The sequence below is a fragment of the Shinella sp. 20P9.1.1 genome, from assembly GCF_057798995.1.
The window spans coordinates 26138-50856 of the sequence record NZ_JBYOLC010000023.1; the positions used below are offsets into that span (position 1 = coordinate 26138).

19 protein-coding genes and 1 pseudogene are annotated in these 24719 nt (G+C 60.9%); 7 read left to right on the forward strand and 13 right to left on the reverse strand.

All coding sequences use genetic code 11. The features are described from left to right. Window positions 1–351: 351 nt before the first annotated feature. From AC27VQ_RS24960 to AC27VQ_RS24970, 3 genes are read left to right on the forward strand one after another with little or no spacing between them, the layout of a single operon-like run. Complete coding sequence (locus tag AC27VQ_RS24960) at window positions 352–720, forward strand: plasmid mobilization relaxosome protein MobC (RefSeq protein ID WP_313523047.1); 369 nt, start codon at window positions 352–354, stop codon at window positions 718–720. Beyond that, window positions 710–1888, forward strand: coding sequence for a hypothetical protein (locus AC27VQ_RS24965; RefSeq protein WP_488718452.1), 1179 nt, complete (start codon window positions 710–712; stop codon window positions 1886–1888). Before AC27VQ_RS24960 ends, AC27VQ_RS24965 begins: the two co-directional genes overlap by 11 nt. Then, window positions 1885–3282, forward strand: coding sequence for a relaxase/mobilization nuclease domain-containing protein (locus AC27VQ_RS24970; protein ID WP_488718453.1), 1398 nt, complete (start codon window positions 1885–1887; stop codon window positions 3280–3282). Before AC27VQ_RS24965 ends, AC27VQ_RS24970 begins: the two co-directional genes overlap by 4 nt. Window positions 3283–3291: 9 nt before the next feature. Here the strand turns inward: AC27VQ_RS24970 and AC27VQ_RS24975 are convergent, their stop codons facing one another. Both AC27VQ_RS24975 and AC27VQ_RS24980 read right to left on the reverse strand, forming a co-directional pair. Further along, window positions 3292–3498 carry a hypothetical protein gene (locus tag AC27VQ_RS24975; RefSeq protein WP_488718454.1) on the reverse strand — a complete coding sequence of 69 codons (207 nt, stop codon included), beginning with the start codon at window positions 3496–3498 and terminating at the stop codon, window positions 3292–3294. A 462-nt stretch (window positions 3499–3960) separates the two neighbouring features. Continuing rightward, window positions 3961–4242 (reverse strand): hypothetical protein, encoded by a 282-nt coding sequence (locus tag AC27VQ_RS24980; protein ID WP_488718455.1) that lies wholly within the window; start codon window positions 4240–4242, stop codon window positions 3961–3963. A 111-nt stretch (window positions 4243–4353) separates the two neighbouring features. On the opposite strand from AC27VQ_RS24980, the gene AC27VQ_RS24985 reads away from it, so the two are divergent. From AC27VQ_RS24985 to AC27VQ_RS24995, 3 genes are all read left to right on the forward strand, one after another. Further along, window positions 4354–4626 carry a hypothetical protein gene (locus AC27VQ_RS24985; RefSeq protein ID WP_488718456.1) on the forward strand — a complete coding sequence of 91 codons (273 nt, stop codon included), beginning with the start codon at window positions 4354–4356 and terminating at the stop codon, window positions 4624–4626. 512 nt (window positions 4627–5138) lie between these two features. After that, window positions 5139–7574: a hypothetical protein gene (locus tag AC27VQ_RS24990; RefSeq protein ID WP_488718457.1), complete on the forward strand. Its 2436-nt coding sequence runs from the start codon at window positions 5139–5141 to the stop codon at window positions 7572–7574. A gap of 2 nt (window positions 7575–7576) precedes the next feature. Next, window positions 7577–8482, forward strand: coding sequence for a hypothetical protein (locus AC27VQ_RS24995; RefSeq protein WP_488718458.1), 906 nt, complete (start codon window positions 7577–7579; stop codon window positions 8480–8482). 316 nt (window positions 8483–8798) lie between these two features. On the opposite strand, the gene AC27VQ_RS25000 is transcribed toward AC27VQ_RS24995, so the two are convergent. From AC27VQ_RS25000 to AC27VQ_RS25030, 7 genes are read right to left on the reverse strand one after another with little or no spacing between them, the layout of a single operon-like run. Beyond that, window positions 8799–9698 carry a hydroxymethylglutaryl-CoA lyase gene (locus tag AC27VQ_RS25000; protein ID WP_488718459.1) on the reverse strand — a complete coding sequence of 300 codons (900 nt, stop codon included), beginning with the start codon at window positions 9696–9698 and terminating at the stop codon, window positions 8799–8801. Next, the gene (locus AC27VQ_RS25005; RefSeq protein WP_488718460.1) at window positions 9698–11194 is read right to left on the reverse strand and encodes a sugar ABC transporter ATP-binding protein; all 1497 of its coding nucleotides are present in this window, start codon (window positions 11192–11194) and stop codon (window positions 9698–9700) included. The genes AC27VQ_RS25000 and AC27VQ_RS25005 overlap by 1 nt, the downstream gene beginning before the upstream one ends. Then, window positions 11191–12288, reverse strand: coding sequence for an SMP-30/gluconolactonase/LRE family protein (locus tag AC27VQ_RS25010; RefSeq protein ID WP_488718461.1), 1098 nt, complete (start codon window positions 12286–12288; stop codon window positions 11191–11193). Before AC27VQ_RS25010 ends, AC27VQ_RS25005 begins: the two co-directional genes overlap by 4 nt. Continuing rightward, window positions 12288–14399, reverse strand: coding sequence for an ABC transporter permease (locus AC27VQ_RS25015; protein WP_488718462.1), 2112 nt, complete (start codon window positions 14397–14399; stop codon window positions 12288–12290). The genes AC27VQ_RS25010 and AC27VQ_RS25015 overlap by 1 nt, the downstream gene beginning before the upstream one ends. A gap of 13 nt (window positions 14400–14412) precedes the next feature. Continuing rightward, window positions 14413–15429, reverse strand: coding sequence for a sugar ABC transporter substrate-binding protein (locus AC27VQ_RS25020; RefSeq protein ID WP_488718463.1), 1017 nt, complete (start codon window positions 15427–15429; stop codon window positions 14413–14415). A gap of 36 nt (window positions 15430–15465) precedes the next feature. Further along, on the reverse strand, window positions 15466–16473 hold the full coding sequence (locus tag AC27VQ_RS25025) for an ABC transporter permease (protein WP_488718464.1): 1008 nt from the start codon (window positions 16471–16473) through the stop codon (window positions 15466–15468). A gap of 5 nt (window positions 16474–16478) precedes the next feature. Further along, a complete protein-coding gene (locus AC27VQ_RS25030) occupies window positions 16479–17798 on the reverse strand; it encodes a hydroxymethylglutaryl-CoA reductase, degradative (protein ID WP_488718465.1) in 1320 nt (439 codons plus the stop codon). A 158-nt stretch (window positions 17799–17956) separates the two neighbouring features. Here AC27VQ_RS25030 and AC27VQ_RS25035 point away from each other — a divergent pair, with 158 nt between their 5' ends. After that, window positions 17957–19312 (forward strand): aminotransferase-like domain-containing protein, encoded by a 1356-nt coding sequence (locus tag AC27VQ_RS25035; protein WP_488718466.1) that lies wholly within the window; start codon window positions 17957–17959, stop codon window positions 19310–19312. Window positions 19313–19584: 272 nt separating this feature from the next. Here the strand turns inward: AC27VQ_RS25035 and AC27VQ_RS25040 are convergent. The 4 genes and pseudogenes from AC27VQ_RS25040 to AC27VQ_RS25055 form a co-directional block, all read right to left on the reverse strand. Continuing rightward, window positions 19585–19782 (reverse strand): annotated as a pseudogene (locus tag AC27VQ_RS25040) (IS3 family transposase); the annotation flags it as partial. Window positions 19783–19871: 89 nt separating this feature from the next. Continuing rightward, window positions 19872–21737 carry a PAS domain S-box protein gene (locus tag AC27VQ_RS25045; protein ID WP_488718467.1) on the reverse strand — a complete coding sequence of 622 codons (1866 nt, stop codon included), beginning with the start codon at window positions 21735–21737 and terminating at the stop codon, window positions 19872–19874. Window positions 21738–21914: 177 nt separating this feature from the next. Then, complete coding sequence (locus tag AC27VQ_RS25050; RefSeq protein WP_488718468.1) at window positions 21915–22856, reverse strand: GGDEF domain-containing response regulator; 942 nt, start codon at window positions 22854–22856, stop codon at window positions 21915–21917. Beyond that, window positions 22853–24719, reverse strand: a 1867-nt coding sequence (locus AC27VQ_RS25055; RefSeq protein WP_488718469.1) for a response regulator, incomplete at its 5' end; no start/stop codon positions are given. The genes AC27VQ_RS25050 and AC27VQ_RS25055, both read right to left, overlap by 4 nt.

The following is a 24719-nucleotide window of genomic DNA, read 5'->3' on the forward strand; positions in this document are numbered from 1 at the left end:
GGGCAATTGCCAATTGCCCGTTGGTAGTGAGCAATAACAACGCGGTTAACTGTCAGTGAGTAATGGGTAATTGGTGATTGCTAGTGATATTGCTGGCAATGGTCGCACGAACAATGGGCAACTGTTAACGGGATCGGGTGGCGTTGGAGGTGAGACCTTGTAGCGGGAGCTTGGGCGAGGCAGTTTGTGTTGCGATGAAGGAACCAGAATAAAATAGAGTTTAGTTTTAGGTGGCAGGATAGTCAGGTTTGTGGTACAAACTCGACGTCGTCCCGCCTCTGGCAGGGCTCAGGTTCGCGCCGGTGGCGCTCTGGGGTCGCCTCCGGCAACCTGGCAAGAGTAAGGAAAGCGATGCGCAGCGAAGTGGTCAGGGTCCGTCTAAGGCCGGAGGAGCGGCAAGCTCTGGCGGATCTTTGCGGCGACGATCGCACCGCCAGCGACGTGATCCGGCTGCTGTTTCGCGACCAGGCCGGTTTGCCGCTCCCCGTCGGACCGGCCGAAGCTCTGGCCTTGCGCGGCACCAATGAGGAGCTTCGGCGCATCGGCATCAATCTCAACCAGGCCGTCCGCGCGATGAATGAAGGGCGCGTCGGCTATGAACCGCATCTCGATGCCGCGCTGCGCCGCCTTCTCGAAGATGTGTTTCGGCTGCGGGCGGACGTCGATCTGATGCTGCGGATCAGCCGGCAGGAGCGCAGGAGGGGCAGCCATGGTCTATGACTGGTCCGGCCTGCTCGGGGATATAGAGGGCTTTACGGTGCGGCGGGCAAAATCCCTTCTCGACGAGGAAGACGAGCGCCGCCGGCGGGCAGGAGCGATGAGGATCGCCTTGACCGCTGAGGCTCCAACACAGCCGTCCATGCCGTCCGGTATCTCCACCAAGCGCCGAAGGTCGTCCATCTCTGCCCATGAAACGACCATCAACGCCATCCTGCGGCCAGCGCAGGGCGCACCTCGGGAAATCATTGCTTTGGTCGGCGTTCTTGGTGCGGGCGCGAACCCGGAGACCGATGACGAGCTCCGAAGGTCGGGCGGCGGGGGAGGGGGAACGACCCAGGGGGTTGGTATCGTCCCGTCGCTTGCTGTTCGGCCGTCCGCCGCAAAACAGGCGTTGGCCGAGAGCACAAGCCGTGCTGCGATCGCGGCCGGCGCGCAGCCCGTGGTGATCAAGGTCACGTCGACGGTTTCGAGCAGGGCGTCGGCCGCCGGCCTGATGACCTATCTGGGAACGCGCGAGATCGAAAAGGAGAACGGTGAGAAGGGCAAGGCGGATATTCCGATCTTCGACCAGGATGGGGTCGCGATTGCCAGCCGCGAGGAACGCGCCGCCGTCCTTCAGGGCTGGCTATCGGAGTTTCGCGAACCCTATGCCCTGGACGCCGTCGCCACTCTGTCGATCAAACTGGCGGATGCGGCCGGCGACGAGGAACTGCACGACGCCTTGAATGTGGCCTTCGGCGCCAAGCCCTTTCTCTATTCTCGCCATCAGGACGGAAGTGTCTCCGTCTATGCCGTCACAAACTTGCCCGCGAAGAAGATCGCTGGCGCGCTCAGGGCGCGCGAAAGGGATGAACGTCCGGCCCGCACGCTCGATAAGGCCGAGGCGGATATCGCAAGCAAAATGTCGGACGCCGGTGTCCTGGCCGAGGTGCGGATTGTCGGCGCTGCGGTCTCCGACAAATCAGGCCGGTATTTTCTCGAGAAGTTTCTTCGAACCGAGAAACACGTCGTCACCAGCGCCGGCGAGGCGGTCAAGCGTGGCGCGGCGGTGAAGGATGTCGCCGACGGGATATGGCGCGGCTGGTCGGCCGATATCCGCACGGTCGAACCGCGCAACGCCTTCCATGTGATTTTTCCGCCCGTGCCGGGACGAGTGCGGAGGCGATGAAACGTGCCGTGCGTGACTTCCTCAGCGAGCAGGTTGCTGGCCATCGCTGGATCACCGCTCATCACCCCGATACCGGTCATGTGCATATCCACGCGATGATCTCGGCGCGAGACGATGTCGGCAAGGCATTGCGGCTGACGAAGCCGGAACTTTACGCGTGGCGGGAGCTGTTCGCGGCGAAGGCGCGGGAGCACGGCATTGCCATGGTTGCCACACGCCGCGCCGATGTGGCGGCAACGCGGCCTTATAGCCAGGCACAGGCCGGCGCCTATGAGCGCGGCCGATCCGATCCGCGTTATCTGAAGTCCGCCGCGCTCAATCAGCGGGTCGAACGCAAGCGGGCAGGCGTTGCCGATCGTGCGACGCTCGCCAATGGCAATCTTGCGCTCGTCCCGAAATGGCAGGCGACGGCCATCGCGCTGAAGGGGGGCGGGGCGAAGCCATCAGTCATCGCCGCAGCCGACAGGTTCGCAGCCGCTGCAGCAAGCTATTCTGAGAAGACCGCCGCCCAACCCGCCAAAGGATTCGTGCTCCTGAGGATCGCGGTCGAGCAGCCGGTGGATCAGGGAAAGATGGTCGCGGCGATCCAGAGCGCCATCGGTGTTGGTCGTGAAGCTGTCTCGGTCGATTGCAGCTCGATCACGGTTCTCATGCCGACATCCGCGAGCGTCAGCAAGATCGAACGGGAACTGGCGCGGCAAAACGATGAATTCGGCTCCGGCGCGGAGATGCAGGCAGTGTCTCGTGGCATCGGAGCGCGCCTGCTGCAGGCAGGATTGAAGGCGACTGTGTCCGTTGAAGCCGCAGGCTCGGCAAAAGACGGCGTGCCGACGGCGTGGCTGCAGAACCGCCTCGATAGGCATCGGCGACAGGCGCAGGTCAAATCGGCGACGCCTTTTGCGGACGTGATGACGACACTGACAGATCTCAAACAGCAGAAGGAAAATGCCATGCCCCTATCGCTCGAACAGTTCGACGAGCGCGTTGCGCGCGCCAACAAGTCGATGGATCGCCTCGAAGGGATGGTCGACAGTGGCGCCGAGCGCCAGGCGGTCGAGGACATGCGCAAGGAAATCTCCGCGCTCTTTGAAGAGCAGCGCCGGGACATCCAAATGCAGCAGGTGCCATCGGCCATGCAGGCCGGCGGGGCAGGGGGCACGTCGACGGCGGCGCGCGTGGATAACGGCCAGGCCGTGGATCGGCCGACGCCTTCGAATGTCGATCCTGCTATTGCCACTCAGCAGCAGGCGATCGCCGCCGGCCGCGCCGCGCGCGCTGCCCGTGAACAGGCCGGCGCTGCCAAAAATGCACAGGACGAACAGCGTCAGCAAATCCTCCGGCAAGCCGAGCAGGAACGCCAGCGCGGCAATGACCGGGACGGCGCGGAGCGATAGGACCCCGCTTTACTCTTGCGTCAGGCCGTCGAAAACCTCCAGCAGGGCGTCGACGATGGCCTGGCCAAGCGCATTGGCCGCGGCAGCGATCTGCTCGTCACCCTGGTCGCGCGCCGCAAGACAAAGGTTGCCGCCTTGTTCTGCAACGATCGCCTTCGCCCGCTCGATTGCCCATTGTGCCAGATCGCTGCGATGTTCGATCGTTACAGTTTCCATTTTGGTGACCTCGTTTACAGTTTGTTGGATACGCTGCGATAGGGTCTGGCGAGCGCATTGAGTTTTGCGTATGCGCTTGTCTCAATCGTCTCGGACCGTTCCCTAACGGTCCAAGACGATTGGTACCATAGCGATCGGCAGACGATTGTCGTATCCAATGACCTTAAGCCGCTATCGCAGCTGATTTCCATGCCAACAGTCGCTGCCAACGTGACGTGCCAGAGTGTCCCCCGCCCGCTTCTTTGAATGTCTTATCCTGATCCGCTGGACGCCGATCAATCTCGCCTTGGCCCTGCAATGCGAGCTTTCCTGGATTGAGGCCATGGAAGCCGGAAACGAGCCGATTCCCGACGAGCTTGAAACCTGGCTCGAGGCGCTGCTGACGTTCACACGCAATTGCCGCCGCTTCGAAGCTTTCGCGGACGTCGATCGGAGGCATAACCACGCTCGCGGGATCGTAGGCTACCAGTCCATATCCGGATCGATGAGGTAGCCTGGGATACTGGCGTCCGTTCCGCCGGCAGCCTGCAACAAGGCAACGCAGCGGCCACGCTCGTGCTCGATCGCTTCAACGATCATCTTGACCGGATCCTTCTGGCCGCTGGCCAGATGCCTGGCCGCAATCGACCAGGCGATCCGCTCGGTGCTTGAACGAAATAGGCACGTTTCCGGATCCAACCGTTTCTCCTCGGCGACATGGGCCGGGACAATGGCAAGCTTGCCTTGCGTCAGCGTTTCCTGCACGCGTCTATACGCTTACGAGAATGGTACGGCATCGACAGAGAGGCAAATGGGACGTGGTATCATATTGCCGTGGCCATATGGCGTGTAAGTCCCGTCTTCCTGAAAGGGTGGATGAAACCGTGCGCGCTCGAACTTCTGCGCCGCGACCCGAGAGGCTTTTCCGTAAAGCTCACGCAGAAGGCGACGATCGACCGCCACGCGATCCAACAAGCGGTCGAGACGCGATTGGCACCACCCGTCGTATATGGCTTCCTGACCCGGTACGTTGACTGGGGTGACAGAGATCCGCGCACCAACATCATATTGGTATTGTGCGAGCAGAGAGCCGGCCTCACGCGGCCCTTGGCTATTTGTCACCGGCAGAATATGCTGACGGTGCAGTGACTTCGGTGGGCTAAAACAGCCTCATCCCCGCTGGAGGCTAACGTTCCAGCCGCACCACCGCAGCTAAGCGCTTCAACCCGAGCATGCACTAACATTCCAAACGGATCACCCCGTGGGGGCAGGCCATTCAAATCCTACGACGACATCGTCGATCATTGCTGCGATTCCGGACGAAAACTCGAAAGCCAGCCTTGGCGCATCATCTCTATCGGACGCAGAGAATGGGCAAATGAGTTCTAGTCAGTGAAGGGGCGTATTATTCCCGACCATCGATGATTTTTGCTAGACTAGCGCGGAGAACTCCAGTAAAAATGATGTGGTTTTTGGGATAAAAGCACCATATTTGCATTCGCTGGCATACGACTGCGAAATAAAGTCGGATTTACTTGCGATGGCTGTCATCGCTATTACTGTTGGTTGGATGGTCAAACGATTCCGACCGTCGTCGGTCCCTGGGTGATTCTTGATTTTCGCACTTGGGGAGACCTGTGGTACGCGTTTCGGAGGTGAAAATGCGTAAGACTGACCCTGAAGGCATGGTTGTCGAACGAAATCAACGTCCGGAATCGGAGCCACGTAACATCTACGAGCCGCTGATCAACGTGGCTGTCGTTGAAGCGCTGATGACGCAGTTGTTGAAGCTGGGGGAGGAGGAACTGGCGGCGTCGTCGCGCGCGGCGCTCGAGGCGGTTGAGCCCACCGTCGAACACATTGCCCGCGAGTCGGTCGCCGCCCTAAACGGCGACGAGGACGCAGGGTTCAGGATGCGGTTGCTGCTCGACGATCCCGGCATCGATCGCCCGGCCTCGCGCCAGTTGCTCGACCGTCTCGCCCCGGTCGAAATCGAGGCGGCGCGTATCGTCTTCAACGGCGATACGCTGCTGCAGACGATCGGCGGGAATTGCTGGGGCTCGCCCGACAAGGCGACGTCTGTCGACACCATGAAGCGTCTCGGCACTTTGCTGGAGCCGGTGTTCATGTTGGAGCGCATCGCCCATGCCGCCAACGCCGCGCTTGAGGGCCGACGCGATTCACTGAACAATCTCTCAGCGCTGTCCCTAGCCACCACGCGGGAGCGGATGCGGGATTGTAAGGATACGAAAGCGGCGGCGACGGCGATCATTCGGCGGCATCCTCCAAGACCGCCCAAAGGTCCAGATTACGTGTCAGAGCACATCGCAGAATGGCGGGGCGAATGGACCGCGCCGCCTTGGCATTGCCTGGACGGTGGCGACAAGGTTTCGATGTGCGTGGCACCGGGCATTGGCACACCGCACTACCACATCGACCGGTTGTCCAACCCCCACGCCTGTCCCGGGGAGGTCATCACGCTGTTTGGAACGAACTTCGGCGAGGCGGGGGAGGTGTGGTTTCCCTCGGTAGAGTACGACGACCCCGCAATGGGTGGCTACCGAGGCGGCGACGAGGCCTGGGCAGCGCAGCCGCTGAGCTGGTCCGACACCAAGATCGTCGTCATGGTTCCCGGCTGGGCCACGCCCGGCGATCTCCATCTTGGCTGCTACTCAATCAAGATCGATGGTTGCAAGACGCTATATCTCTATCGCCCCGGAAACTCGAAGCGCTTCTACGGCGGCCTCTCTAAGATCGTCGAACTTGAAATCAATGGCCGCGTCATCGATCTTGATCTACCAATGCCGACCTTGTCTGCGCGGCCAGGCGAATGGCTCAGCGTCAAGTACCGGGCGCGCGGGGGTGGTTTCCTTAATCTGGTTCCGACACACGTGAAGATGTGGTTGGAGGGGCAGATCCCCAAAGATAACCTGCCAGCGTCTGGCACTGAGCATCTTCGCGTCCCGCAGGTAACTGCGCCAACGCCCTCGGCGTTCTTCATTGAGGCGTCGGGACCTTGTGGCGCCGCGCAGGCAACCCATATCGCCTTATGGATAACGATCCCGGCGGAGGTGAGTATCGACTGGGTGGAGGTGACGCAAGGGATCCAGGAGGACGGGCACTACCACCAACCGAGTATGGTTACGACGGTTGCGCTGAAGGACACCGCGGTTCGCGTGCACATGTATTGCAGTCGCGAAGGCTTCTTCTCGAACCGTATCATGATGAAGGGAACGCTACGGGTCGATGGCCGAGTGATTCCAGGCTGGGAACAGTGCCTACTAGAAGGCCAGTCCTACGACAGAGATCTCGAAACGACGCTCAATTTCCTGATTCCAGCGGCATGGGCGACAGCCGGCGTTCATCACCTGTCGATCGAGATTCTTGTCTGGGAGCAGACCGGGCATTATACCGTGACACATGCGCTTGACTGGACATGGAAGCGCGTCAACAGCCTTACAGTGCAGACGGCGATCCTCCCTTTTGGCGGCCCGCCCTCCCTCTCGGATCCGGTCCTTCACTATGCGACCGATGCGTTGGCGTATCTTCCGACGCCCCTCGACCGTCTCTCAAATTTGCCTTTGACTGCGTATCCAGATTCAGAAGACTACCGCGGCCGGTTCGGCGGCGCCGACGCATGGGTCGACCTTCTGGACTGGATGGAGGACGAATATGAGGATCGGGATCTTCCCGACAATGTCTATTGGCTAATCGTAGTTCCCGCCGAATTCGCTCTGGAGGGACCCAGCCAGGAGGAAGGGGGCCGCGCCGGCGGCCGCGCCGGCAGGCCCGGAAACGTCGCAGTGGCGATCGGCCATCTGCCCGAGACCGGCGCTCATGAGCTCAGCCATGCATTGGGTTTGAAGCACGTGCGTCTCCCGCTTGGCGACGGCGAACCTGATGGCCCGTACTCGACGGCTTCCAACAATGGCTATCATATCCGGCCCTACCTTGAAGTGCCGCGAATGAACCTTGTCCTCCCGCCGATGGGTGACCTGATGAGCTATCTTTACGGCGTTGACGATGGCCGAATCGTCCGCGGTCCTGTGCGCTCAACGTGGGAGAAGCTGATCAACCGACTGGTTGAAGGATGGTAGCAATGGCCAATTCCTATCTGCGCATTCGCGGCACGCTGTTCGACGACATGACGTTTCGAGCGCGGCCCGGATTTGAATCGAGCCACGCGCGGCGCGCGGAAGAAGGCGATGAGCGCTTTGAAGTGAGCCTGCTGGATGCGAAGGGACGACGCGTTGCACGGATGCATCCCAAGGCATCCGAGCGTGCCTGTGGCCACAGCCACGACGGAAAGCGGACGCGCATCTCCGCCTATGTGCCGCTGCATCCGGACGCGGTTCGATTTGAACTGATCGCGGACGGCGTCGTCGTCCATAGCGCCGACATCCCGACAAGCCCGCCGTCCGCGCCGAAGGCGACGGTGAGCGAAACCGGAAACAGACTGACGCTCGCATGGGAAGCGCCTCCTAAAACCAAGTTGTTCTATTCGGTCGTCGCTCTCGTGGGCAAAAGCCAGCGGATCACGCTGGGCCGCGATCTCAAGAAGAACGCCTTCACGTTGGACTGGAAACAGTGGCCGCTCCCCGGCGAGGGCGTGATCCTGCTCGCCGTCAGCGACGGGGTTCGCTCGTCCGAGACGGAAGTCCACCGCTTCAAGCGGCCAGCCTTGCCGCCAACCGCGGTGATCGTTTCGCCGCGGGGTGAGCACCGGTACGGACAGCCCCTATCGCTTGTAGGTTCGGTCGTCGACGCTTTTGGGAACCTTCTTGCGCCGGACCGCGTCGAATGGCGCTTGAATGGCAAAACCGTTGCCCAAGGCGACCTCATGGCCGCGGCCGATCACCCAGAGGCTGGCAAGCACAAGCTCGCCTTAATCGCCTGGGTCGGCGGCGTCCAGACCGTCGCCGAACAGCCGCTTCTGGTCGCGGAACCAACCGTAGATTATTTGGAGTGGGCGGCGGAGATGCAGGACGCGCCAGCCGCTAGATGACGGCGTCGGTTTATTAAGATTGTTGCAGAGTTGAGTCGTAAGCGCCGTCGTAACCCCACTGCTGAGTGTCAGCAGGATTTGAGCCAGTTTTCTGTTTGGCACGGGCCCGCGAATTCATGGTGAGTCTCGATGAGGAGATTGCCGTGCTCCGAACCGAGCTTACGGACAAGCTCCGACTGCAGAATGCGCGGTTGAAGAATATGCGGGCGCGCTTCGATTGATGATCCACGGACTGTGACGGTGTGTTGATAGTGTTGCACGATGTCCGTTTTCCCTGACACCTTATCGATCAAACGGGTCGAGGGTTCGATTCCGCTCAAAAGCCAAGTCGAATGGAACTTGGAACTCGTTTGGCGCGGGCGCCTAACTCTCTTGCGAACTTCTCGGCCTGGTCTAGTGAGCAAAGGTTGATTTGGTGTTTATAGCCCAGGCTCGAAAGATGTCGCGCAAGCCGACCGGACGCGAGATTGCCAGCGGCGCCCGGGGCATAGGGGCATCCGCCCAGGCCCCCCGCCGCGCTGTCGAAGATCCGGATGCCATGCATGAGCGCCACATCGATATTGGCGAGCGCCATTCCGGACGTATCATGAAAATGGCACGCCAGCCGCTCGGCAGGCGTGAGCCCCAGCACGGAACGCAGCATGGCATCCACACGCTCCGGCACGGCACGGCCGATCGTGTCGGCAACGGCGATCTCCGTGCAGCCGATCCGTAACAGCCGCTCGGCTACGCCCGCCACGGCAGAGGGTGCAATCGCGCCCTCGTAGGGGCAATCCACGGCGCAGGAGACATAGCCGCGGACTGGCAGGCCGTGCGTTGCCGCCAGGGCCAGGATCGGAACGAACCGCTCGATGCTTTCGGCAATCGAGCAGTTGGTGTTTTTCATCGCGAAGGTTTCCGAAGCACTGGCGAAGACGGCCAGTTCCTGCGCCCCGGCCTCGGTTGCCGCGATGGCTCCCTTTTCGTTCGGCACCAGCGCGGAAAGCAGAAGCCCTTTCTTTCGAGTGGCGCTTCGCATCACCTGATCGTGGTCGGCCATCTGCGGAACCCATTTGGGAGAAACGAAGGCGGTCGCCTCGATGCGGCGAAGACCGGCCTCCGCCAGGAGGCGGATGAGTTCCACCTTTTCCTGGGTGGCAATCACGCCTTTCTCGTTCTGCAAGCCGTCTCGAGGCCCGACTTCGACGATCGTTACACGCTGTTCCGTGGTGATCATCAATGCACCGCCGCGTACATGATCTTCTCCTCGGTTGCTTCCTCGATGGACAATTCCTCGACGATGCGGCCCTGCCTTGCGACGAGGATACGGTCCGACAAGGCAAGGATTTCAGGAAGGTATGAGGAAATCACAACGACAGCGGCGCCCGCATCGGCCAGCTTCTGGATCATGTCGTGGATTTCGGCGATGGCGCCGACATCGACACCGCGCGTCGGCTCGTCGAATATGATCAGCTCCGGCGCCTGGATCAGGCTCTTGGCGATCACGACTTTCTGCTGGTTTCCGCCGGACAGTTCGACGACCTTGGCATCCTGCCGGATCGTCCGGATATGCAGCTTCTCCATCCATTCCGTCGCATCGCGGCGGACCTGGGCCATGGTGATGAGGGATGCCGGATTGGCGCTCTTCACAAGCTTGCCGTAGAAGATGTTCTGCGCGATGCCCATCGTATCGAACAGGCCGTCGAGCTTTCGATCCTCGGTGATATAGGCGATGCGGTTCCTGACGGCACTGCGCGGAACGTTGAACCGCACCGTCCTCCCGTTCAGCCTGATACGACCGCCATGAAAGAAATCGCGCTTCAGCACGCCGGCGGCGATCTTCATCATTTCGGTCCGCCCAGCACCCACCAGCCCGAACATGCCGGTGATCTGGCCCGAATAGACGGAGAGGGTCGCGCTGCGCACCGCCTTGCCCATGGAGACGTTTTCCAGTGCCAGCACCTTGCGGCCTGCCGGACGGCCGGTGCGTCGTGCCGGATTGACGTAGAGTTCGTCCTTCAGCTGGCGGCCGACCATCGCCTGCACAATGCGGTCGCGCGTGAAGTTCCCGACATCGTCGGTGATCACAAGTTCGCCGTCGCGCAGGATGCTGACGCGGTCGGCGATGGCGAGCGCTTCCTCCAGCGCATGGCTGATGAAGATGATCGAGCCGCCATCGGCCTTCAGCCGTTCGACCAGCGTGAAGAAATGCTGCTTCTCCTCCGGTGTGAGCGTTGCCGTTGGTTCGTCGAAGATGAAGATCCGGGCGTTATGCTGCACTGCCCGGGCAATTTCGACCATCTGCTTCTTGGCCGCTCCAAGCGAGGAGACCAGGGCCGTCGGCTCCACATGGAAGCTCAGCCGCTGCAACTGCTGCTGGGCCTTGATGTTGATGCCGCGCAGACGATTGAAGAAATTTTCCTCGCCGAGGAACAGGTTCTGCGCGACCGTCATGGAGGGAATGAGGTTGGTCTCCTGAAAGACCATCGCGACGCCGTGTGCGAGGGCCTCGGCAGGCGAGGCAAAACTGCAAGGGGTTCCGTCGACCAGCATCTCTCCGCCCGTCAGCGGATACAGGCCGGCGAGAACCTTGGTGAGGGTCGATTTGCCGGCACCGTTTTCACCGAGCAGGGCATGAACTTCCCCCTTGCGAAGGGTGAAGTTCACATTCCTGAAGGCAGCGACACTGCGGAATTCCTTGGTGGCATTTCTGAACTCAACGATGTCCGTCATGCTGCCTCTCCCGACACGGCCCCGAGGCGGATAAGCACACCGGCGCCACGCGAGGCTGCATAAAGGGAGCCTCCGGCTTCGGCGATGGAAGCGATGCCGTGTATCTTGCCATCGGCGCGGGAATGGTAACTCGCGACGGGCTGCAAGGTGGCATCAAGACGAACGACGAGGCCATAGGAGCGCGACGGCGCCCAGGGCTTCATGATGCCCATCTGGCGCACCGAGCCGGATTGCAGTGGTTGATCCACATTGCCTCCATCGGCAAAATCGGGGCCGATCCAGGCTTCCGGCGGGATCGTCGCCATCATTTCCAGGCGATAGCCGTCCTCGCGCAGCACCAGTTCCGTCAATTGCCGCCGTGGCGCGAAAAGCGCAAGCCAGTAACCGCCGCCTTGGGCCGGCGCGAGCCGGGCGGGGTAGGCGGGCAGATCACGCAAAACGGCCGCGGGGCGCGCAGCACCCGGCGCTACCGAGATAATGCGATGGCGCCAGCTTTCCGTCGCGGCGATGGTCCCTTCGGGCCGTTTTGCCAGGCCGTAAGGAAAAGCAAGGCCATCTGCCAGGATGAGGCTTTCCCCCCTGTTGATCGAGTAGCGGAGAATGAGGCCACTTGCGCCATGACTCATCAGGTCGCGCTTCCAGTCCGACAGCGCATTCCGGCGCGAGCCGATGGCGAGCAGCAGCGTGTCGTCGTCCTCGAAAAGCCCGGCCGCAAGGCAGGAGGCGTATTCAGGCGGCAGGCCTGCCGCGTGCGTGTTGCCGCCTTCGTCCAAAATCACGAGGCCCGTTCCCTCCACCCCAATGGCGAAACCGCCGGTGGGACGAGGGGCGATCATGCTGATCGGACCGTCGAATGCGTGAACGAGACTGGCCATCCGACCTTTGAGGTGTATGCGAAGAAGGTGGTTGCCGCTCGAGCAAAACAGATTGCCATCGACGGAAGCCACGAGGTTGTCGATGGCGGGCACGTCCAGCACGCGCTCTGCCGTATCCAGATGGGTGTTGGGCTTGAAGACGCCGTCCATCGGCGGGATGCTCAGGGCATCCTCTTCGCTACGGCCCAGAAAAGTGGCGATCCGGGAGAAAATACCCATCAGTCGTTCCCCCAATAATCCTTGCGTGCGGTCCAGTCCGGACTGGCCTTCGGCAGACGGATGCGCCCGATGCGGTTGTTGGAGACGCCACCGAGATAGAGATAACCCTTGTGCTCGCAGGTCGAGGTTATCGACGGGTGGTTCTCGCCTGCCTCGTCCCAGAGAACATCGAGAATGTCGCCGTTTTCTGAGACCTGCACGACACAGCCGCGATTGACGTTCGGGAAGAGCCATTCGTCCGCCGCGATGCGTCGCGCCATGCGGCGGCGGAAGGCCGGTTCCCGCATGGCGAGATCGAAGGTCGGTGTCCGGGTGCCGAGGAGAGCGATCCAGTAGGTGCCGTCAGAGCCGCGGTTTATGTTGTCAGGATAGCCGGGCAGGTTGGCGACCAGGGTTTCGCGCTTGCCCTTGTTGGGGCCGTCGAACCAGTAGCGTGAAATCCGGCACGCCCATGTCTCGGCGAAGAGGAGCGACTGGCCATCGCGGCAGATGGTGATGCCGTTCGGGAAGATTAGGCCGCGCAGCAACGTGCGGGTCCTGCCGGTGGCCGGATCATGGCAGATCAGGCGGCCGTTTCCGCGCCCTTCCAGTGCGTCCACAACCCAGTCTGCCATCTCGTAGCGGATCGTCGCTTCGCTGAAGAAGATGCGGCCATCAGGTGCCACGTCGAGATCGTCGGGAAGGCGCAGGCGGGAATCGTCGATGATCGACAGCCAGCTGCGATTGGTCTCGTCCGTGACACGCGACACCTCACCCGCCGGGCTGACCTTGTAGACACCCATGCCGCCGACGCAGGTGACGAGATCGCCGTTTTCGGCGAAGGCAAGGCCGAGCGGATGTCCGCCGATGCGCGCGAAGACTTCGCTCTTCGTGTAATCCGGCGCGAGAAAGCGGACGATCGTGCCGTGACGCGTGCCCGTATAGAGATTGTCGTCACGGTCGAGGACCACGTCCTCCGGCCCCTCGACATCACCGACGCCGATGGTCTCGACGTCGGCGAGCCGGTTGTTGAGCGCAAACGGTGCATCCGCAGAGGGCGCGCGTTTCGGCAGCTCTAGATAGGTCGGAGAAACATAGACCTTGCTGAGGATCTTGCTTCGGTTCTTGACCCACTTCGCATCGAACAGCACGGCGAGAATGAGGATCAGGCCAAGCAGGAACTGATTGACGGAGCCGGGTGTCGAGAGGCGGATCAGGCCGTTGGTCAGGACCAGCACGAGGATGGCGCCGATGATGGCGCTTCCAACCGATCCGCGCCCGCCACCCAATGAGACGCCCCCCAGCACGACAGCGGTCAGGACCTGGATCTCGAGGCCGATACCGGTATCGGCGCCCGTGCTGCTGAGCCGTGCTGCGAAGAGAAAGGCGGCGATCGCCGTCAGGATGCCTGATGACACATAGGCCATGCAGACCGTGCGCTTGACGTCGATGCCGGCATTATAGGCGGATTTGCGCGCACCGCCCACGGCACGCAGCCGCCAACCAGGCCTGAGCCGCGACAGGGCTATATGGATGAGCACGGCGATGATCGCGAAAATCAGGAAGGAAACCGCTATTCCGTAGAAATCGCCGAAGCCGAGATAATCCCAGGCGGGCGATTCCGGCATGCTGCCGACGATCGCGCTGGCAAGCCGCGGGAAGATGATGTCGTAGATCGCGCGATAGATGACGAGCGTCACCAGCGTGGTGATGAAGGCGCGAAGCCTGAGATAACCGATCAGGACACCGTTCAGCAGGCCGCAGGCAAGGCCCGTCGCGAGCGTCATGGCAAGCGCTGCCGGGAAGGGGAGGCCAAGCACATTCATGCCGACGAGTGCGGCAAGCACGCAGAGCGCAAACATCGAACCGACGGAAAGATCGATCCCGCCGGACATGATCACGATGGTCAACGCCAATGCGATCAGGCCGAATTCGGCAAGCTGGCGGGAAAGATCCGACAGATAGGCGGCATTGTACAGGCCGGGGATGAGCGAGGCCATGATGATCGTCACCACCAGGAGGGCGGCGACGGGAATTGCGCTGTCGATCCAGCTCTTGGACAGGATTTCTCCGACCAGACGGCCGGAGAAATATCTGTAGCGCAGGCGGGTCAGCGCGTTGCTGTTCGTCATGGCCTGCGTCACCTCAGTTCAGTTCTTCCAGCGTCCAGCAATTGCGCTGGTTGACATTGGCCTTGGTGATCAGGGTAAGCGGATTGAAATACATAGTCTTGATTTCACCCGCCGGGCTTTCGGAGGTCAGCAGGCGCACGATTTCCTGGTTCAGCAGGTCACCCTGCAAGGGAACGTTGTAGCTTATGTAGAGGTTGAAGAGGCCCTTCTCGACGTTCTCGCAGCCTACGCGGTTGCCGCCGCCTGACGTGACGAGGAAGACCTGATCGCTCTTGCCCGCTTCCTTGATCGCGGATGCCGTGCCGGTGTCCTGGTTGTCCCAGATGCCGATGGCGCCGCACAGGTCCGGATGCTGCTGCAGCACCGTCGACATGATCGAGCGGGCTTTTTCGGGATTGTATTCCGTCGCCTGCTGGGAAACGACCTGGATATCCGGATGCGCCTCCAGCACCTTGTAGATGCCGTCGAGCTGGAAGACGTCGGAGGCCGCCGTCGGCACACCCGTGTCGATCGCCACCTTGGTGGAAACGCCCTTGCCGGCATCGCATTTCGCCACGACCGCTTCGGCGGCCTTGCGGCCGATTTCGGTCCAGTCCGCACCGACGTAGGAATCGGTCGTGGTGTTGGATTCGAGGTTGATCTGGACGATCTTGATGCCGGCCGCCTGCGCCTGCTTGAGAAGGCGGGCATAGGACTGGATGTCGGGGTTATGGATGACCATCAGGTCGGGTTTTTCCGAGATCAGCGACTGGATGGCCTTGGTGCCGGCATCCGTGCTCCAGGCGGGATCGCGAATTTCGAAACTGTAGCCGAGGCGATCGGCCTGTTTGCGCATCTGCGCGGCCCAGCCCTCGGTAAGGTCGAAGCCCATGGAAAGCGGCACGAAAGCGACTTTCTTGTCCTTCAGCACGCTGTGAAAGCTCGTGCTGCGGGGATTTTCGAGGCCCTTGTCCTGCGCCGTCAATGACGAGGCGCCGACGGCCAGAACGGCGCCTGCGAGCGCCATTGTCTTCAGGAATGCGGGTTTCATGTTCTCCTCCCAGTTCGAACACGGTTCGTGATGCGGTTACAGGTCTCCCTGTTGCGACGTCTGTTCGTCGCGCGGGTTGACGATGGAATCGGCGATGATCGCGAGCAGCAGGACGACGCCCTTGACGAGGTTCTGGATCGTGTAGTCGATGTTCATGATCGTCATGCCGTTGAGCAGGATGCCGACGAAGACGGTGCCGAGAATGACGTTGCGCACGCTGCCGTGGCCGCCATTGAGGCCGATGCCGCCGAGAACGACGACGAGCAGAATGTCGTAGATCATCGTCGAATTGAAAAGCCGGGCATTGATGGCGGCCGCCGAGGACGACAGGATCAGGCCGGCGATAAAGGCGACGAAGGCGCTGATGGCGTATTGCGCCAGCACCATGGGCCGGAAAGCTATGCCGGTGACGCGCGCGGCGTTCGGGTTGTTGCCCATGGCGTAGACCATCCAGCCGAAGCGCGTGTAGGTCAGCAGAAAATGGAACAGTGCTGCCAGCACGGCGAAGGCGATGATCGTGACGGGAATGCCGAGCACGCTGCCCTGGCCGATCACGCCGAACCAGTCCGTATCCGGCGGCACGTTCTGCATTTCGAGCGTGAAGAAGAAGGTCCGTCCCGTGCCGTAGATCACCGAGCCGGCCGCAAGCGTCGCGAAAATCGGCGGGACGTCACCAAAGGTGATCAGCGCGCCGATCATGATGCCGGCGAGGATGGCGAAACCTGCCCCGACCAGAAGCGAAAGTTCGAAGGAATAACCGGCCCGCGTGATGACGAAGGCCCAGGACACCGAAACGACCATGATGGCGATCATCGACACGTCGATGCCTCGCGCGATCACCACCAGCGCCATGCCGAGGGCGAGAAGGCCAAGGATGGAGACGCTGCGGACGAGCACGAGTAGGTTGCCGGGGCTGAGGAAGCTGGGGAGCAGAATCGAAAAGAGCACGAAGGCAAGCAGCGCCAGTACGAAAACGATGCCTTCCTGGCTGCGCAGGAGGCGCAGTCGCAGGCGGGTGTCATCACGGGCGGCGGGTGTGTTCATCGGACTCAGCTCTTGCCGGTGCGGAGCACGTCCAGCATTTCCTTGGCGGTATCGACGCGGACATCGTGGTTGGCGGCAAGCACCGTAGCAATCGTTTCGATCTCGTCGCCCGCGGCACCCGCCACGATGGCGATGTTGCGCGCATGCAGTGCCATGTGCCCCTTCTGTATACCTTCGGTCGCCAGCGCGCGAAGGGCCGCCATGTTCTGGGCGAGGCCAACGGCGACTGTGACTTCCGCCAGTTCCTGCGCGGTTTCGACGCTGAGGATCTTCAGCGCCGCGCGGGCGGCGGGATGGGTCTTCGTCGCGCCGCCGACAAGGCCGAGCGCCATCGGCATTTCCAGCGTGCCGACGAGGTCGCCCTTCTTGTCCATCTCCCACCGCGTCAGCGACGTATAGCGACCTGACCGGGCCGCCCAGACATGGGCGCCGGCTTCGATGGCCCGCCAGTCGTTGCCGGTGGCGACCACCACGGGGTCGATGCCGTTCATGATGCCCTTGTTGTGGGTGGCGGCGCGATAGGGATCGACGAGGGCGAAGGCGCAGGCCTCGACGATGCCGCGTGCGATGCGTTCGCCGGAATAGTCCTCGGTCTTCAGCGCATCCGGCTTCAGCGACACCATGGCGCGCGCCAGCCTGAGATCTGCATAGTTGGACAGGATGCGCAGGCGCACGACACCGCCAGTGATCGTCTCGATGAGCGGTGCCACGGTCTCAGCCATGGTGTTGACGGTGTTGGCCCCCATCGCGTCACGCACGTCGACAAGCAGGTGCACGGCGATCATCGAGCCGACAAGCGTATCCTCGAAAACGTGGACCTCGATATCGCGGCAGCCGCCGCCAAGCGAGATCAGCACCTTGTCGCGGGCGTTCGCGGCGGCCATGATCGCTTCGCGTTCGCGCAGCACCCTTGCCCTTGCGCCATGCGGGTCCGGAACCTCCAGCACCTGTACCTGGGCACGCATGATCGGCCCCGTGCTCGACGTCTGGAAGCCGCCGCACTTGCGGGCGATGCGCGCCATATAGGAGGCGGCGGCGACGACGGAGGGTTCTTCTACCGCCATCGGGACCAGATAGTCGCGGCCATTGATCGTGAAGTTGGTGGCGATGCCGATCGGCAGCTCGAACGTGCCGATGACGTTTTCGATCATGCCGTTGGCAAGGGCGAGGGGCAATCCGGCGTGGCTGAAGACATTCTTGTCGGCGTCGGCAAGCGACACTGCGTCGGCAACCTTGGCTAGCCGCTCGGCAGGCGAAAGGTTGCGCATGTTTTCCAGGCGCGAGTTGATGGACGGGCGCGATGCACCCCTGTTCACGTCGGCCAAGGCCGCCTCCCATGCGTAATTCAAAACCTCTTGTAAGGCTTATGGCCATTTTGCTACCGTGATGAAAAGGTACAGTTAAAAAAAATTGTCCGCAATTGTACCCATCGGAGAGCATCGTGACAGCCACAGGTGGATTGAACAGCCGAGGGACTTCCCTGGTGGATTCGGTTGTCTTGCGGCTGCGGGAGGAGATCGTCTCCGGCAGCCGGCCGGCCGGCACGCGGCTTTTGGCCATCCGCAAGGCGGCGGAGGCCATAGGCGTTTCCAAGAACACGATCGTCGAGGCTTATGACCGTCTCGTCGCCGCGGGGCTGGTCGCGGTGCGGAGGGGATCCGGCTTCGTCGTCCTGCAGGCCCCCGACATCGATGGACGGCATCGTCCAAAACACGTTGCCGAAGCGGTCGACATCGCCTCGCTACTCAGTGCCCAACTCGAACAGAGCTTCGAGATCCGCGTCGGAGACGGGCGGCCGCCGGCATCCTGGACGGAACAGTCGGAAATCAAGCGTCACCTCGGCTCCTATGGCCGGGCACTGCCGGCTGATGCGGATGCCTATGGCTCGGCCCTGGGTTTTCTGCCGCTGCGGCAGCAGATTGTCCGGCGCCTTGCCGCCCAGCAGATCGAGGCGCGGGAAGACAACGTCCTGATGACCTTCGGCGCGAACCACGCGCTCGACCTGGTGATCCGCGGCCTGCTTTCGGCGGGCGACACGGTGCTGGTCGATGATCCCGGCTACTATCCGCTCTTCGCCAAGCTCGCGCTGGCACAGGTCCGGATGGTCGGCGTTCGCCGGACACCGGAAGGTCCCGATGTCGCCGATTTCACAGCCAAGCTTGCGAGCGAGCGGCCGAAGCTGTTCTTCACGCAGTCGCTTGGGCATAATCCGACCGGCGGATCGATCACGCTTCCGGTGGCGCATGCGATCCTGACCGCCGCCGGCCTGCACAATCTGACCATCGTCGAGGACGATCCTTTTGCCGATCTTCCGCTGGCCTCGACGCACCGGCTGGCAACGCTTGACCAGTTGGGCAGCGTCATCTCCATCGGGACATTTGCCAAGACGCTGTCAGCCAGCCTGCGCTCCGGCTACATCGTCGCGCACAGGGAGCAGATCGCCTCGCTGGCGCAGTTGAAGATGCTGACGACCGTCAACAGTTCGGGCCATGTCGAGCGCCTGTTGCACCGGTTGATGGCGGACGGGCACTACGAGCGACACCTGAAGCGCCTCTGGCAGAGGATCGAAGCGGCGTCGGAAAGCGTGCAGGGGCGGCTGCATCAGGCCGGCTGGCACACCTTCTCCCAAGCGGTCGGGGGCTTCTACCAGTATCTCATGCTACCGACCGGGATCAGTGACATAGACCTAGCCCGCGAGGGCGCGAAGGAAAGCATCCTCATCGCTCCGGGCAGCGTCTTCTGCATCGACAAGCAAAGCCAATTTGCGAGAGGCATCCGCATCAATGTCTCGCGCGCCGACGATCCGAGGTTCTACGATTTCCTGTTGCGCGAACTGTAGGGCTATTCCAGACGCTTTGGTTCCTTAAATCTTACATACCGGGGTCAACGAGACTCACGACTGATTGATTAAGATCCAGAAGATTTCGGCTGCGCCCACACATATCGCCGAGAAGCTTGTGCGCCCGTTTCGGTGTAAGAACGACGCGGTGTGCAGGCTATTGATGTCGATGCCTGGCATCAGGCGGTCATCGCCTTAAATTTCCGATCTGCGGTCGATGATTCCGCGCGGTTTGAACCGCCCCGGCTTAACCGGAGACCGTTTGGCTTAAGTTATGCGGCCATGGCTTGCGCGTCCAGCATGGCATAGTATCGTTCTTCGGCCTCGGCTGGCGGTATGTTGCCGATTGGCTCCAGAAGGCGGCGGTTGTTGAACCAATCTACCCCTTCCAGCGTGGCGAACTCCACGGCTTCGAAGTTTCGCCACGGTCCTCGCCGATGGATGACCTCGACCTTGTAAAGTCCGTTGACCTGGAAGTTCTCGTTGAACACACGCGAGCCATTATTCTGGGCCGGTTGACGAGTTGACCGGTTCGAATGACATACACCCTAAGCTGAGCTCATCGCGCTACACGCGCAGGCCTGTAATCCGCTCCCGTAAACCCTCGCTCCCGCGCCCAGACAACCGCAGCAGCGCGGCTATGAACGTCTGCCTTGCTATAGATTCGAGCGACATGATTGCGGACGGTATTTCGGGTCAGGCGCAGCTCCTTGACGATATCGCTATCGCTTAGCCCGCGGCACATCATCGCGAGGATTTCGAGCTCGCGATCTGTTAGATTCGCGAGTTCCCGAACATGCGCTCGGGTGCTGGTTCCCGACCGTAGGTTAGCGAGTTTCTCAATGACGCTACGGCTGAACCATGACGTATCTTGCATAACAGTCTCAATGGCGGCCATCAGTTCGGCCTCCGTGCGTTTGCGTTCGCTGACATCCTGGACCACCATCAAAGCACATTTCTCCCTTTCAATCGGCATAGTCACGGCCGAGAGCAAGCAGTCTAGGGTTTCCCCCCGAACGGTGGTAAGCTGAACCTCAATGTTCCGCAAACTGCCGACTTTTTCAAGTTGGCTCTCGATCCGGTGGGCTGCGCGAGGGTCGGACCATAGCCGCAACGCGGCGCCAGGCCGCGACGTTACGTCCGTTTCGGCATAGCCGAAGGCCGAAACGAAAGCGTCATTAACATCCAGAAATTGAAAGCTGTTGCGCATCACTAGCATCGTGGGAATTGGCATCAGACGAAAGGCCTGCGAAAATCGCTCCTCACTCTGGCGCAGGGAGACCTCAGCTTTTCGGCGCGGCTCGATATCGGTGAAGGTGAACAACATGCACCGGTCACCGCCAACGTCGATCGGCTCGCCAGCGACGATAACGGCTCGAACACTCTCACCGATATGTAGCGTGGCCTCGGTTTGCGCGATCGGGCGGCCCGCGCGCAGGTTCGCTATGGCTTCATGCTTGTTAGGCGCATTCTCCAGAACATCCAGGTCATAGATGGATCGGTGGACGACGTCCTTGTGTGCCAGCCCTGTCATATGAAGGAAACTAAGGTTGACTCTCACGTAATGCAGATCAGAAAGCCTACAGATGACAGCAGGAGCAAGGTCTGTTTCGAAGGCTTGTTCGAAACGCTTCTCAGCTCTGACGCGCTCCGTGACATCGAGGATGACAAGTGCGAAGGAGGTTCTATATCCCTGCGCATCCACGAGACTCTGCCCTCGCACTTCGTGAATGCAGCTCCAGCTACCCTCGGTTGTGCTCCCTCTCCGTCGCACCTCCACTGTTATGCTGTCAATGAACTCCCCTCCAAGCAGGAGCTTGAGAGGATACCGCTCAAAGCTCAAGTCGTTACCATCAAGGCTTCGAAGCCAGAACCGGTCCTGATATCCTTCCGGCGTCTGCCCGAGTTCTTCTAGCGTTGCGACATTGTGAACGGCGAGAGCTTTCTCATTCGCCCAGACGATGCCTTCGTTCTGATCGACAAGCATGATGCCTTCGCCAAAACCCGCCAGATGGACGAGCCGCGTCAGTGAGCGGTTCTTAAGGGCGAGATCGACGAGGTTACGTACACGCCTGCCGACGATCGCCGGCCGGATCGGCTTGTGGACGTAATCGACCGCCCCAAGCTTCAGGCCATGTTCCTCATCGGCTGCCGAGATTTGTGCAGTGATGAAGACCACCATCATCTCTGCTGTTTGTTTGTCAGATTTTAAAGTAGACAACACCTCATAGCCGTCCATTCCAGGCATGGAGATATCAAGAAGGATGAGCACGATCTCCGTCGCATGGCGGCGAGCCTGCTCCAGTGCGCCCGGCCCGTCCCTAGCCACCAGGACGGTGTATTCATCCTGTAGGAGCTCGGCGAGGATGGTGCGGCTCAAACGATCGTCATCGACGATGAGGATAGTCGGACGTGATGCGCTCATGGTGCCATCTCGGCCGCACTGGATCGAGCGATCTGCGCGCTTGTGCCTCTTGAAGTGTTTCGTTGTCTCCGGTATCCGTAATCTTCTGTTTGCAGGACTAGAGCACCGCCATAGGCTTGTGATCCACATCTGCTACCCGACATTCGGTGCTCGGATCGTGCCATCAACACCTCCACGCTATGCTCGATAAGCCTGCGACACAAGGCCGGTGACCCGCATGTCTCGTATCACAATCCGGTTTCGCCCCTGACGTTTGGCATCATAGAGTGCCCCATCGGCATGCTGTAGTAGGGCTTCCGGTTGTTTCGCGCCCGCGCCCGCGGCAATCACACCGCCGCAGCTGATGGTTACCGAACTGGTTGTCGTTGATGTCGTATGGGCAATCTCCATCGCTTCGAGATCGGCTCGGGCGCTCTCCAGCAGGGCGGGCAAGTCGGCGGCACGCTGCGTCACCAGTGCGAATTCCTCGCCTCCGTAACGGGCGACAATGTCTGACGATCGTTGCGCAACGCCGGCAAGAACGCTAGCGACCCGTCGAAGCGTCTCGTCTCCGGCGGCATGGCCATAATGGTCATTGTAGAGTTTGAAGTGGTCTACGTCGATCATTCCCAGGCCTAGCGCCTCGCCCGTTATGACCGCCTTGTGGCACGCAAGGCGGAAAGCCTGATCGAAACCTCTGCGGTTGGTGATACCGGTCAGCCCGTCACGGAGGGTCAGTTGCTCGAGTTCCTCGCGCTGTCGGGCCAGCTTCAGGTGGTTGCGCACACGCGCTTTGACGAGGAGCGGGCGTATCGGCTTGGTAATGTAGTCCACAGCGCCAAGTCTCAGACCGCGCTCTTCGTCCTCTTCATCCGCCTGACCGGTGACGAAGATGACGCCGATGTCTCTGCTGGTTTCGTCAGCCATCAGGCGGCGTAGTACTTCATAACCGTCCATGTCCGGCATCCTCGCATCGAGAAGAATGAGCGAGATCTTTTCTTGGCCTAGCCTATGCAATGCGGAAGCACCATCCTTGGCCACGATGACCCGGCATTCGTCGTGCAACAACTCGGCAAGGAGAGTGCGGTTGATCCTTTCATCGTCCACAACGAGTACAGTAGGTCGGGTGATCTCGCTCATGTCGTCTGTTCCTTTTCCATCCCTAAAAGCATGGCCTGGAGGCGCCGGTGCGCGTCCAAAGCTTTGCCGAGTTCGACGTCGTCGAAATATGTCCGAACCTCTTCCACCAGCGGTGCCAGTTCGCTACCCTCCATATATCCCGACAGTTCCAGCAGCAGACTGCTGGCGGCATAATCGCCGCGCTCAAGAAGGGGCCCGATCCGGTCCGCGAGTGTTTTTGCTTCTGTCCATGGAGTTGCAGGAGCGGCGGGCAATGATGTAGACATGCTGAAACAGGCTTCCTCGACACGGGCCAGCACAGCCTCAAGACTTGTGATAAACACCTGAAGCGATGCAAACATTGCAGGACTGTTGTTGTCGAGGTTCGCCTGCTCGATATCCTGCGCGGCATCTGTTAGCGACTGCGCCCCGAGATAGCTGGCACTCCCTTTGATTAGATGAACGAGCTCTGAAAGCTCCGGCCAGTTTTCATGATCGGCGGCGCGTCGAAGCCTTACCGGCATGTCGGCAAAATCACGAAGAAACCCGCGTAATAGGCGATCCAGTCTGCCCCTTTGGCCAAATAGGCGTTCAAAGGCAAGGTTGAGATCGATCGGTTCTGCATCAAGCTGTTTAGATGACAGATTGTCGGTGATACCTGACGATCTCTCGTCCACTCGAGCACTCTGTCCCGAGAATATCGCGGCAAGCGTTCCGTACAGCACGGTCTCGTTGATCGGCTTTGTAACATGCGCGACCATGCCAGCCGCGATTACAGCATCACGATCTTCCAAGCGGGCCTGTGCGGTACACGCAATCACCGGTAATGACGACCAGTCGGGATTGGCGTGTATCCGACGGGTTGTCTCGAGCCCGTCCATATCAGGCATATGCATATCCATGAGTATCGCATCATACGACGCGCGATCGAGCTGCTCCAACGCCTCCGCACCGCTTGTCGCTGTGTCTACGACTATACCGGCAAGCTTGAGAAAATCCTCGGCGACCTCCCGGTTGAGAGCGTTGTCATCGACGACCAGAACCCGGCGGCCGGCCAGTACTTCGGCAGCCGCCAGTTTAACGCGCGTCCGACGTGCCGACTGGATCGTGCCTAACTCGGTCGAGCCGAGCGCGTGCTGAAGCGCGTTGAACATCATCGAATGCGTCACCGGTTTAATCAACAGCCCTTGCAAGTCCAACGCATCGACCTGGCTGATGATTTCCTCGCGGGCAAAAGCCGTTACCATCAGGATCGCGGGGAGGCGCCGGATCTGCTCGTCAGAACGAATGCGACGAGCCACCTCCAGTCCGTCCATGCCCGGCATGCGCCAGTCCATCAACAAGAGGTCGAATGAGCGCGCTGCGACAGACGCAAGGCGTAGCGCTTCGAGAGCTTCCGCGCCGCCAGTGACACAGGTCGCCGTCATGCCGAAGGATGTCACGATGTCGGCTAGTGCTTCACGTGCGCTGGCGCTGTCGTCGACGATCAGGACATGGCGGTCGCCCATCGTTGTCGGCGAAACGATGCCAGATCGATCCTCGCTCGCGATACGCAACGGAATGGCAAGGCGAAAGGTACTTCCCTGACCCGGCTTGCTTTCCGCGCCGATCCTGCCGCCCATCTGCTCGACAAGCTGCTTGCAGATCGATAACCCAAGACCTGTCCCGCCATATCGGCGCGATATGCGGGTATCGGCCTGGGAGAAAGGTTTGAACAGGCTGGACATCTGCTCTAGACCGAGCCCGATGCCGGTATCGCGCACCCCAATGACAAGCATCGGCTTCTCGACCTCTCCACCAAGGTCCACTGAGACAACAATCTCGCCGATCTCCGTAAACTTCACAGCATTTCCGACAAGATTGATCAGGATCTGTGACAACTTG